We start from the raw sequence: 12,119 nt of genomic DNA on the forward strand, positions 1-12,119 counted from the left end.
TCCTGAGAGCTTTATTAGGAAACCAGGAAGACAGGAGAAATCAGGGCTAAAACCGATGACCCTTGACTCAAAACTAAAGACCCAGAGCCAATCATTCAAAGAGTCAACGCCCGTGATCTTTGACCTGGAATCTTAGAATTCGTTTCTAGCCTTCTTTGGCTTCCTGGTTTCCTAATTAGATGTTCTTATCACTACTCTTCGTTCAGACCAGCGGGTAGTGTTCCACCGTCTCCTGCAGGGCGGACAGGAAGGTGGCGACGGGGCGGACCTGGAGAATCCACAGGCGGGTCCCTTCAATCCCGAACTCGATGTCCAGGGGATACCCGTAGGCAGATTCCAGCACAGCAGCGGTGCGAACCAATTCTGAGAGTTCCACATACTCTAACGCGGGCCGGAGCCTCTGGTGGTAGAGGCTTTCGGTGCGCGTTGTGCCCTGGCCGGCTCGTTTGCTGAAAACCACCTGTTCCCGCTTGTCCGCAGTGATATAGCGGAACCTCAGTGGCCCTTTCTCTAGGTCACTTTCTTTATCAATCACAATTTGGTCCGCAGCGACCACACCCGAAACCACTCCTTCACCCAGGCCGAGCCCTGCATTGACCACGATTTCACGGAGCTCTCCTTCCGCAACGTTGATCGTCTGCAGGACCCCTGATACCCGCGACCTGACCATGCACTGGACGATCACGCCTCCCCCTATTTGTTCGGCCCCTGTGCCCAGCACGGCACGGTTATGGATCGCGCGCTCGGTCCACAGCCCGCTCCAGGCTTGTTTGAGATGTTCAAGCAGTGAGTTCTCCCCGCGGACAAAAAGAAAAGTCTCAAATTCCCCTGCCCGCGCTGCAATCTCGGCATCCTCCTCACGGGCGGAAGAGCGGATGGCCACAAAGGGAGGGGACGACTCTTGTTCCGAGCCCGCGTCGCCGGCGGTTTCTCTATCAAGTTTTTGATAAGCGCCGGCAACCTCCTCCGCCATTTTCTGTGGAATTGCCACTCTCTTCCAGAGGCCGCGAATGCAAGCGGACTTCTGTCCGGGCTCCATGTCCGTGCGGGCGACGATCGCGTGAATCGCCTCGCGAAGAGTCGACGCCCCTGCCGGGACACCGTCGAGCCCTGTCAGGGGACTGGCCAATGGAAGTTCGAGCATCTCTTCAAACGCATGATGGGTAATCACAAACCAGGGGGGAACGAGGCCGTGGCCGCCCAACCGCTGGGCCTCCGCTAGATTGGCAGCCTTCCACCCAATCAAAGGAAATAAGCCCAAGCCGCCCTCTTCGGATTCAAGAATGTGGCGGTGTTCGAATCGACGCAGGACCTTCGCATCCTGTTGTTCAATCCATATCCGGTCGCTGCCGCGCGCTACCTGCTCCTCCTTTGATGGGGGACCGAGGACCATGTCGATCCGCTCGAGCTGTCGGAGGAGGTGTCGTATTCGAGGATCTTCGGCTGGGATCTGACGGCGGTGCCGAATGGCATTGGCAAACTCCCAGCGCCGCTCCTCGAGGCGTCGACCCACGGCCTCATCAATTTTCGGGACTTCGTAAGGGCTCCACTCGAGTGTCTCCAGTCGGCACGTCTGCATTGATCCGGCCACATCTTCAAGGGATTCGCGCAGGTGGAGCAATTCGAGTCGCATCGCCAGCAACTCGTAAGTGGAGGTTGAGGTGGGGATACGCCGCTTCGCCCGTTCCCACAAGATCCGATGGCGGCGCTCGAGTTCCTGTGCGAGATGAAGGAGATGTTCACGGACAATCTGCCCCAGGTCGCGATTGTTGAGGAGCAATGACAGAAGCTGTGTCTTTGCGCCGTGGCCCGATGGATCGCCTCCAAACGTCCTGCCAAGGAGCAATTCGTGGACGGCGTGCTGTGCGAGAACCGGGTCGCTGAGCCGGACGAGCAGCTTCTCGATCTGATGGATCGCACGCAGTCGCCACCCGCGCAGAATCAGAATTTCCTTCGGGTGGGTGGTGTGGTTCAGACGATGGCTGGCCTCGGCAAACAAGTGAAATCCCTCGTGGAGGGCCAGGGCTTCACGGCTCTGCCCCAGCACCCGCAGGGTTCCTTCATCCGCATCCAGAACGACAAGATCCCCCTCGCGGAGGCAATGCTCGCGCTCCTTCATGTCGCGTCGCACCGCCACCTGCCACCCCTGCGTCTCCCGGATTTCCTCACGGTATTCCAGGACCGGGAAAACCAAAGTTGTGGTTCCGTTGGCCTCGAGTTGCCAATGTCCGGAAATGATGAGGGCCGGTTTGTGGAACTGGGTAGCGATCAGGCCGGCATGGCTCAGGACTCCGCCGCCTGTGGAGACGATCCCCGCCGAATGATAGAGGAAGGTGCTGTCCTCCGGCCGCACAAAGGGCGCAACCATCACGGCGCCAATGAAATCCTTCGGGGAGCGGGCAGCAGTCCCAAAAAGCGTGGTTCCAACAGTGCGTCCGGGTGACGCCTTAAGCCCGATGGCAATCTGTTCTCCGGGTTGTGGTGGCGGCCGCCTTGTTCCGTTCCCCTTCTGAAAGGACTCACGGATCTTCTCGGGGCCGGGGCGGGGGAACGCAAATGAATCCACTGTACCGGGCGTCACATAGTTGTTGCGACGGAGCAGGGTTGCCAGCTCCGCGGCGCTGGTGCTGGCATTGGAGCGCCAGGGATCTCGAGGCGACTCCCGGGAGCTGAATAACGCCTCGCCGTGGACGAACAGGGCCAGGTGTGCGCTCCCAATTCCATCGCGGAGAAAATAGAGGGTCAAGTCGTCCCCTCGAAGCGCAAGTCGCCCCCGCTGGACCTCATAGCCATTGATCGATCCTGTAGTTTCCAGGCGCAGGGACCGTTCGAGCGGGGCCACCATGGCTGCAAGAACCGAGGAGTTGTGGATGAGCTCGTTTCCCGAGTCGAGGAGTTCAGCAAATTTCTCTGCCTCGTGTTCCTTGCGGAAGAGTTCAGGTGGGCGACGCCGTAGACCTTCGGGCGTCGCGACGATTTCTCCCCGGGTCAATGCCTCACGCACGGGGCGAAGGAGGCCCTGTTCGATGTCCACCTGGTCAAAGGACCGGTGTCTTACTTCGGCATCGAAGCGAATGAGGTCAAGGTTGAGTTCGTCCAGGCGTGTGCGGAGCCGGGCGAAGAACTCCGTTGGAGCTGGGACGGTGAACCGGTCGCGGTAAGGGCCTAGCCCGGACCATGAGCTCTCGTGCTCTCCGGTAGGGCCGGTTTCTTCAGCCATCAGGATACCCAGCCGGTCCGCGGTGAGGAGTTGGGTCAAGGGGAGCACCCCCCATGATGCAAACTTCGCGGCCCAGGCCTCGGCCACCTTCTGGCGCGCCTCAACGCTGAGGTTCAGGTTGCCAATTACCCAGTCCAATTCCATCAAGTACGGGGTCAAAGCGAGCAGGGCTTCGGCTTTTTCGCACAGAGTTCCCAAGTCCAGGGCACGCTCCTTATCGTAGCGAGCGTGAATGCGGGTATTCTCGACTTGGAAGTCAAATTCCAGGTTTCGAAAGAAGACGCGAATTGCATCCAGGTTGGGATTGGGATGGGCGGACAATTCGTACTTGCTCACCCCGTAGTACTCGAGGTCAATCATTCCCCCCTGCAAGGGAGGAGAGTAGTCGATGCGCAAGAAGGCCGGGTGATTGGCAAAGGACAGGTAGTAGTGAACCTCGTTGGCATAACAAAAGATTCGGGCGCCTGGAAACTTGTTCTGGCCGTGGAGAAGTTGCCGGGCGTAGGCATGGGCGAGCAACCCCACCGCATACGGAATGCGGCTGGCTTCAACTGTTCCGCCGGTTTCTGACTCAAAGTCCACGTAGCGGATTTTTATCATCGTTCGCAGGACGCGCCGGCGGGAAGTGACCGCCAAATCCACCGTTCGGTTCGTCGCACCTCCGGTCTCAACTAATCGGATCCCCAGTTGCAGCCCCCTCTGATGCAGGTATCGCTTCAAGCCGTGGAGCGTCTTGACTGCACCCAGGGACCGTGGATCCTGAAACATCTGCACCAGACGGGTGAGCTCGGCCGAAATCTGGAGCTTAGAGGTTTCTTTCTCCAATTCTGACACAACTCGGTCCTTGAGCTCCTGGTAGATTCCGGGAAGGATCGTGATCTCCGATGTGTACGATCTGAACAACACGATGAAATCCTCCACGATCTGATCCATCCGGCCAACTACGCGGCGGATCTTCTCTCGCGTAAGAGGCGCAACATCGAGGATGTCGACAAGCGCCTCAGCGTGGAGGAGGTTATAGGATCGGAAACGCGCTACAAGATCATCTCCGCTGGACTTGCGGTCTTCCGCCGGCAACCCGCCGTGGGCGACGATCAGGAAACGCTCGAACATCCGGCGAGCCTCTTCGCTCGTCTCGAAGAGGGGCGCTTCCAAAGGAGAGACCACCAGAGGGAAACTGCCGCCAACGGTTATCCCGATACACTGCGTCACTTCGATTCCGAGATTGAGATGAGGCCATCCCAATTCCGCGATTATTTTTCGAAGCAACGGCTCGCCGCAAATTTGTTCTGCCCGGCGAAGGGATGCCAACACTTTAAGCGGGGCGCCACGTGGCAACACTAGGTGGAGGAGATCCTGGTGACTGGCTCGGGTGTAGTCCAGATAGGAGCCGAGGAAAGCATAAGGTTCCGGACCGAGAAGTCGTTGGGCCAGCTGCGGGCTGGCCGGACGGCCCTCCAGGTCTAACAGCCGAGCGGCCAGAAGGCGAACACCGGGGTTCTCCTCGGTCTCATACAAAGCCAACACCGGATCGAGACCTTCAGGCGCCGGAGGGAGACAATCCCGCAGCATGGTTGCGATCTGTCGGAGCGCTTGGGAATCCGCCAGGGGAGAATCATCGCATTCGATCTGCTCTGCCAGGAATTTCATCATCCGCCGATCGACTGCAAGCAGTCCGGTCCGGGCGTGTTGCGCCGCAAGGTTCAGGGCCCGAAGAACGAGAATTCTGTCCCGAGCCAGAAGCATCCCCTCGAGCAGAGGCCAGGAGTCGGCACAGCTGGCCGTTGATTCTTCAAGGAGAGAAAACACAGCAGAGGGCATTGCACCGGTCTTCTTGCGTAACAGGGGGAGGAGCCGTTCAAGATACTGATTTCCGGATATGAGGGGACAAGCGCCCAGCGCCTGCCGGAGTTGCCGGCAGTCGGTTTCCACCTGCTCTACCCGATCCATAGCGAACTCAAACTGGGAAGCGAGCGAATCAATGAGAGCACAGATCAATTCACCCTCATTGCGCGGCGGTGACTTGTGGGCGGTCGCGGTGGATTGAGAAAGTTCCTGGGCGGGGCCTTTGACTGTGTCCATAAAGCGCCCCAAAGGGAGAAGCAGGGAATATCCTGCGGCAAGCGGCTCCAGAATAGAGCTTTTCGTGGCGAAAGTCTACGGAATCATGCGTTGAATTAACACCTTCCTTGCGGGATCGACTCAAGCAAGCGATACTATTTCAAGCCTTGGAATGGCGTAGGCTCTGACAACAGAGAATTTGTTGAATGAATGTGGTCGGTTGAAAGGACTATTCATGAGTGAGAGTCTTGATTACTTTTCAATGCTGAGGCATGCCATTGAAGAAGCGCGGCAAGGATTGAGTGAAGGGGGCATCCCCATTGGCGCCGCTTTATTTGACCGTGGTGGAAATCTTCTCGGTCGGGGCCACAATCGGCGCGTGCAGGACGGCGATCCCTCCGTCCATGCAGAGACGGATGCCTTCCGCAAATCCGGACGGCAGCGCAGTTACCGTGACAAAATCATGGTGACGACCCTTGCGCCGTGCTGGTATTGCAGCGGTTTGGTGTACCAGTTCAAGATCGGCGCCGTAGTGGTGGGTGAGTCAGTGAATTTCTCCGGAGGGGCCGGCTGGCTGCGACAAAACGGCGTTGAGGTGATTGATCTCCATTCCAAGGAGTGCATCCGGTTGCTGGCGGACTACATCGCCGGTCATCCCGAAATCTGGAACGAGGACATTGGTGAAGAGTAGGTTCGAACCGATGTCCTGATTCGTTTGATGAGGCCCATAACTGATGAAACCCGGATGGCCACAAGTACGCAAGAGACACCGCTATCAGTGGGTCATTGATGCCTTAAGTGAGCAACCCTCCTTCTTCCAGAAGCGGATGTTTGGCAGCGAAGCGTGTTACCTTCACGGCCGCCTGGTGCTGGCCCTGACCTCGGGAGCGGATAAGCCCTGGTGCGGCATCCTGGTTCCCACCGCCAAGGTTCATCACCGCTCCCTGCTTCAGGAATTCAGCGGCCTGCGGGTCCATTCCGTCCTGAGGAAATGGCTCTACTTGCCGGAAGACTTCGAAGAATTTGAGGAAACTACAAACAAGTTAATTGAGAGAATCCTGGCGAACGACATCCGGATCGGAGTGGAATCAACGCGCTCCTCCAAATGACCCTTCTCGAACCCAGGGCGGGGTGGGGGCGGCCTGTTCTCGAGAAGGGAGCAGGATCACCTGGTACCAGGCATACCGAGCGTTGGCGGGAATCCCGGTCAGTGAGCAGGTTCGCCGTACGCAGGTTCCTGGTTGCGCAACCTGGGGGACACCCATGTCGGTGTCGAGGATTGTGACATGAAGATTTTCATCCGATTCATCGCACTGGTTATTGTTCTGAACATCGTCCGGTATGTGGTCGGCGGCCCCCTTGAATTTCCACTGGTCATCAACCGAATATTTGGCGTGATGGAGAGAAATGCCGCCTGTTTCAATATCCAATTCTCATCGATGGACTGGGTCACATCCCGCTCACGGCTTCGCGGAGAGCGCCCGGCCCTCTTTCTGAGAAGTCGCAATGCGTGCCTGCTCCGCCCGGGACCACTCACAAATCACTTGCGCATCTTTGGTGGAGATCTTTGCCTCGGGGTGGAGCAGCAGGTAGGAACCCAGGGGCATCTCCCCGCTGGAAACCTCTCTGCAAATCTTTTCGAGTTGCTGATCTGTCCCGAGAGGCGGTCCATGGCGGTCGGTGTGGTTCCAATCTGAAAAATTCAGATGCTTTCGGCCGTGGTTGACATGATCGATGACGAACCAAGAAACCGGGGCGGTATTACTGTACCAGGGCCACTGGGTCTCGTGCGAATGGCAATCGCGGCAGGCCCGATCAAGAACTGAGGCAACGTCCCCGGGGACTTGAACATAGGCTTCCATGCTTTCTTCCGAGTGGGTGGGGGGGTTGGTTCTTGCAGGCCGGATGAACTGCGAACCCGCAAGTAACCCCATGAGTGCGATGCCCGCCCACTTTAATAATTTCCTCATGACCGCTCACTCCTTTGGTGAGAACTCTGGTCGCAGGAGTAGACGCAGACTCGACGTCAACTGTTATCAGGATGCTTGCGTTATGTGGAGGGCGGCTCGCAGAAGAAAAGGCAGAGAGGCGATGGGTGGGGCGAAGAAAGGGTCGCAGGACCCAATAAGCCCACAGTCAGATTCAATCGCAGGGGTCTTGTATGGCGGTGGTGCACGAGGCCAAGGGAATCAGCCCGCCGGGCGGCGGCCAGGATGTAATTCTGCGCGGCAGGGGTGAGCATTCACCGGGCTTCACTCGGCCCATTCAACTCCAAATCACGCTGCACAAAGTCAGCCACGGCCTCTTCCATTTTGAAGAAGTACCGCCCCAGGATGAAGAACGGTTCTCCATCCGGGGGCAGAACATGGATGTGGGTTGCGTAGGTCCCTTTCTTCACTTCGCGTAACACGATCTGGCTGGGGTTCCGGCCATCGCCTGTCTTAATCTCGCCGCTTTTAATAAAGTCCATCGCTCATTCCTGAAGGCAGAATTCTGTCCCGCACTCTGCCACCACTTTACTATAACGGCGTCCGGTTTCAAAATTGCTGTCTTGATTTTCTCGGCGTCTCGGCGGTAAAAGCCCTTTGATTATCAATAGACAGGACCGGGTCGGACTATTTCTTCGCTGAAAGAACATTCGAGCGCAGGTCAGCAAAGGTCTTTCCCTGGCTTCCAAAATGCCCGACCAGATTACGGGCCAGGAGGGAATTTTCCGGGGCCCCGGCCACAGCTTTCTGGAGGTGCTCCGGGTGATCACTGCGCCGGGGCATAGAACTGATGAGGGCTGCGGCAAATTCCAAATCGGGATCATTTCCTCGCAGGGTGATGGATTTCAAGACCATGGAGTAGCCGTCAATACTCTGGGCGAAGTTCAGGTTCGGGGTCACGGGAGCGGTCTGCTTGTAAGTTTCGACCAAATAGCCGAGATCAAAGAGCGCGAGAGCCTCCGACGCTCCTTTCGAATGCGCCTCCTTCGCGCGGGCTGAGAGACGGGTGTAAAGTTGGTTGCCAATCTCGGGGTTATTCATCGCGTAGACCGTGGCCCGGCGCAGAGTCTCCATTCGAACGAGGACAGGGGCATCCGCCGAGAGGAGTGCCAAGGTATCATCAACGAGCCGATGGATATCATAGTCGGGATTGGTGGCGCGCCATCCACTCCCTCCCCAGGGAAGGGATTTTGCGGTTCCGATGTCAAATGGCCAGCAGACCAGGGGCGGACCAGCCCAGGCGATTTGTGCCCATGCGATCAAAGTGGTGACAAGGATGAAACCAAGCAATAAAGAACGAAACCTATTCATGGTCATGGTGGTGACCTCCCATTTGGTTTGAGTTTTTGAACTCGATGAAAACTGAAATCAGGGACAGACACTTCACTCTCATGAATGTCGACAGTTTTTTGAAGGCGGTGTCCGTCGCTTCTTCTTTGTTTTCCGAGATTGTCTGTCTGTAGGAAAGACGGTGAGGTGGGGATGGGTGTTAGCGCAGCGGGTCAATCTTTTGTCAAGGAAGGAGCCGAGAAATGCGGATCTCGTGCTATGAAGAGCCGAACGGCCCTCATGCTTTATAAGCAGCTATTCTCAACGCAGGAACTCATCCCACCGTGCTGGATCTCTGTGCTTGTCTATGCTTTCCATATTTCACGAGGAAGGGGCGAACCCCGATCCTGCGCGTCCGCACCTATTTGCCCTCTCCCGGCCACTTGCCTTCCCACAGGCGCCACCACTGGGTATCGCCGAATCCGAGCCGATCCCACCATAGATCGAGCATGTGTTGGTCGAGCCGCAGGATTCCGTCACGAGTCACCCCGGGCGGCGGAGGCAGGAGTTCCGCCATCCGGTCGTAAACAGAACCACGCTCCCTCGCATCGACACGGGAGATCAAATGCCAAAGCGTCAGGCCATCGCGGGGCCGGGCCTCGGTGAGAACAGTGGCCAGAGCTGACACACGGTCAGGGGAACCCAAGGCGCCAAAGTCGAATCGGGTCAGAGCGTGTTGGAAGGCAGGGGAGCTGTCTTCAAAATAGGGGGTCCCGGGGCCCACGCCGGGCCGCGTCGCGCAAAGCGCGCCTTCGGGTGCAAAGGACTCGTGGCCATGGAAATCAAATGCGACCCAACCATGCGTCACATACAAGAGTCCGGAACCTGAATCATCAACCGTCAGCGTATAAGCGCAGCCCAAATCCACGGCGGTTGCCGATGGCGTGTCGACAAAGAAAAGGCGCGGCGGCGCCCAAATCGTCGCGTGCATCGTGCCGCGGGCCAGGGCGATACGGTGTTCACTCGCCCGTGCCTTCACCAGGCGCACGCGGGTATTGGGCTCAATCTCCACCTGACCGATCTTGCCGATGCTCAAGATGGCCCGGGAGGCGCCATCTGTTTCCAGCCACTGGCCGACAGCAAGACGGCCCTCTTCCCCCATGCGACTCGATCCAATTTTCGGTGACCCTTGCAGGCTCGCCACGTCCCAGCCCGGCTTGAAATGTTGAAATAATCCCCAGAGACCCGCCACAAGCACCACCATGGCGGCAATCGCGACCAACGGCCGCCACAGTGACCAGAATCGGGTCCGATGGGAGGCCGAAGGATTCGTTGGCATCTCCGGCATCGGCTGGTCGGACCGGAACTGGCTCAGGAGGCGTTCCAGGCGCTGCACCTCGGGATCCGGTTCGCCTGTACGATCCCAAAGATAATCGTCACTCATGAACGTTCCTCCTTTCAAGCTTCTCGCGAAGCTGCTTCATGCCGCGGTGCAGATTGACCCGCACCGAGGCCGCGGTCAGACCCGTTCGTTCCGCGATTTCCGGGCCGGTCATCCCTTCGACCAGGCGAAGGATTAGCGTTTCACGATAGGCTTCCGGCAAGGACCGGATTTTTTCGAGGATCAGGATGGCCTCCGCCTCCGGTGGATCCTCTCCGGGGAAATCTTCGGTGAGCTCTGTCAACTCTTGACTGCTGCGGTGATAATCAGTGGCCCGATGGCGCGCAATCATGGCGAGCCAGCCGCCGAAAGCCGCCGAATCCCGCAAGGTGTGGATCTGCCTCAACGCGATCAAAAACACGTCATGTACAAGATCATCCACCTCCGGACGCGGGATCCTCGCCAGAAGTATCCCGTGGACCATCCGCGAATACCGTTCATAGAGGCGGCCGAACGCGACACGATTCCCTTCGCGAGCAGCGTTGGCCAAGGTCGCATCGTCGGAAATCTCAATCACGGATGGGGTGGACACGAGCCGATGTTGCCTGATCCCGTTTCGAAGTTCAAGAATTGTTTCCACAGCACGCCTATAAACTGACAGTTTCCACTCTACTAAGACGAAACTGGGCCGTCATGTGTTAACAGGTCAGGACGGGAGGACATTGTTGGAAGGATAAAGCGGAGAGGCGGGAAATCCCTCGTCACCCCCTCTCTTCCAATGCGGGGAAAAGCTTCACTGAACAGGCTCCGGTGGAGGAAACATTTGAGGAAACCGGGGGTGTCCTTAATATGCAACACCCCCGGCTGGCCCAGACCTTCATGAATTACCGCCAATTGCCCCTGGACCACAACGGGATACCCTGGGCATTCCGCAGGGTCAACATGCGGTCCCCCTTCCTTACCTCCCGTGCGATTAAGGTCTCAACCCCATTGTCACTGATTCGCGATCCCGTGATTTCGATGACCTCTCCCTTGGCAATCGCAAAGTTGTTGTTCGCCAGAAAGCCGGATGGGCCGAGGTGCACCGTCAAATTTTCTTGATCGGTTTTCAATACCACGTGAGTTCCACCCCATCCCCGCCGGCCATTCAATACTTGGACTTCCTGGACTGTCCCCCTCACGACCGCTTCGGTGGAGGGGTTGTACATGCGCTGACCTTCTGCTCGTCCCCTCGAACGGCATCCATTCCGGCCTTGTGCCGACAACAGGGAAGCCGATACGCTAGTCGCCAGAAAAATCAGGATCATGGCCCCGCAAGTAATCGCTCGCTTCATGACTGATCTCCTCTCCCGGTGGTTGAGATTGCAATTCCTATCCTTCCAAAGGAACCCTTCAATGGTTTTGGTTCTTCAGGCCTATCGCCGCCCGGAGGTCCATAGCGGCCAACCCTCGTCATCTCGCAGAACCAGGATGTCGCCTGTGGTCCGGTTCAGAAGCTCTACCGCCACATAATCGGTATCGTAAAGTATCGACAAGAATGCCCTTACTTCCATTCGGTCTCCCACATTGATTGGAAAGTTGTTCTCAAGCAGGAGGGAGTAGGGCCCGGTCAGGATGGTGGCAACCGCCCCGTCGTCTTTCTTTAAAGCAAATGTCGGGAAGCCCTGAGCGATCCCCAGATGGATGGTCTCCACCACTCCCGCGAAAGAGAGAATCTCCTTCTGCACGGAAGAGCGATTGCGCGCACCCTCGCCGCGCCGGCCTGGGCTTATGCCGGGTTGCCCGGACGCCCTCCAGAGAGGCATTCCACTGTCGTCCCGCAACACCAGCACAGTTGCCGTGGTGAGGTTCTTCAATTCAACGGCAGTATAGGTATTCTCGTGGCGCACGGACGGAAATGCCCGGACGTTCATCTGGTCGCCAATCCTGATTTCGAAGTTACTGTTCATCAGTAGGTAGTATGGCCCAGTGGTGATGACGACATTGCCTCCCGTGTTCTGGCCCAATACGAAGGAGGGGAATCCCTGGCCGATCCCGAGACTCACGCTCTGGACCACCCCTTCCAACGTCGTCAGGGTAGCGGCGGCGGGCCGGTCCATGCCCCGGGTTTGACCCAGAGACTCAAAGTTCAAGGTTGCCAGCAAGAGCAAGAGAATGCTGAGAGAATAAAATCTTCGGATCATGATGAATCACTCCTTGG

11 protein-coding genes are annotated in these 12,119 nt (G+C 57.6%); 2 read left to right on the forward strand and 9 right to left on the reverse strand.

The features are described 5' to 3' along the window. Nucleotides 1-202: 202 nt before the first annotated feature. Nucleotides 203-5,302, reverse strand: a complete 5,100-nt coding sequence (locus LAO21_13175) for a hypothetical protein (GenBank protein ID MBZ5553669.1) — start codon at nt 5,300-5,302, stop codon at nt 203-205. A gap of 214 nt (nt 5,303-5,516) precedes the next feature. Between LAO21_13175 and LAO21_13180 the strand changes: the two genes are divergently transcribed. Together LAO21_13180 and LAO21_13185 are read left to right on the forward strand one after the other, a co-directional pair. Beyond that, a complete protein-coding gene (locus LAO21_13180) occupies nt 5,517-5,972 on the forward strand; it encodes a nucleoside deaminase (GenBank protein MBZ5553670.1) in 456 nt (151 codons plus the stop codon). 43 nt (nt 5,973-6,015) lie between these two features. Then, nucleotides 6,016-6,390, forward strand: a complete 375-nt coding sequence (locus LAO21_13185; protein MBZ5553671.1) for a hypothetical protein — start codon at nt 6,016-6,018, stop codon at nt 6,388-6,390. On the opposite strand, the gene LAO21_13190 is transcribed toward LAO21_13185, so the two are convergent. The 8 genes from LAO21_13190 to LAO21_13225 all read right to left on the reverse strand — a co-directional run bounded on the left by LAO21_13190 (nt 6,370) and on the right by LAO21_13225 (nt 12,102). Then, nucleotides 6,370-6,711: a hypothetical protein gene (locus LAO21_13190; GenBank protein ID MBZ5553672.1), complete on the reverse strand. Its 342-nt coding sequence runs from the start codon at nt 6,709-6,711 to the stop codon at nt 6,370-6,372. The genes LAO21_13185 and LAO21_13190 overlap by 21 nt on opposite strands. Nucleotides 6,712-6,741: 30 nt before the next feature. Next, nucleotides 6,742-7,251 carry a heme-binding domain-containing protein gene (locus LAO21_13195; GenBank protein ID MBZ5553673.1) on the reverse strand — a complete coding sequence of 170 codons (510 nt, stop codon included), beginning with the start codon at nt 7,249-7,251 and terminating at the stop codon, nt 6,742-6,744. 272 nt (nt 7,252-7,523) lie between these two features. Then, complete coding sequence (locus LAO21_13200) at nt 7,524-7,751, reverse strand: hypothetical protein (GenBank protein ID MBZ5553674.1); 228 nt, start codon at nt 7,749-7,751, stop codon at nt 7,524-7,526. Nucleotides 7,752-7,896: 145 nt separating this feature from the next. After that, entirely contained in the window at nt 7,897-8,580 is a 684-nt protein-coding gene (locus LAO21_13205) for a hypothetical protein (protein ID MBZ5553675.1), read from the reverse strand. Between the two features lie 379 nt (nt 8,581-8,959). Further along, a complete protein-coding gene (locus tag LAO21_13210) occupies nt 8,960-9,982 on the reverse strand; it encodes a FecR domain-containing protein (protein MBZ5553676.1) in 1,023 nt (340 codons plus the stop codon). Continuing rightward, nucleotides 9,975-10,529 (reverse strand): sigma-70 family RNA polymerase sigma factor, encoded by a 555-nt coding sequence (locus LAO21_13215; protein MBZ5553677.1) that lies wholly within the window; start codon nt 10,527-10,529, stop codon nt 9,975-9,977. The genes LAO21_13210 and LAO21_13215 overlap by 8 nt, the downstream gene beginning before the upstream one ends. A gap of 274 nt (nt 10,530-10,803) precedes the next feature. After that, nucleotides 10,804-11,253, reverse strand: coding sequence for a hypothetical protein (locus LAO21_13220; protein ID MBZ5553678.1), 450 nt, complete (start codon nt 11,251-11,253; stop codon nt 10,804-10,806). 81 nt (nt 11,254-11,334) lie between these two features. Further along, on the reverse strand, nt 11,335-12,102 hold the full coding sequence (locus LAO21_13225) for a hypothetical protein (GenBank protein MBZ5553679.1): 768 nt from the start codon (nt 12,100-12,102) through the stop codon (nt 11,335-11,337). Nucleotides 12,103-12,119: the final 17 nt, after the last annotated feature.

This window comes from Terriglobia bacterium, from assembly GCA_020073085.1.
Classification (GTDB): Bacteria; Acidobacteriota; Terriglobia; order JAIQFV01; family JAIQFV01; genus JAIQFV01.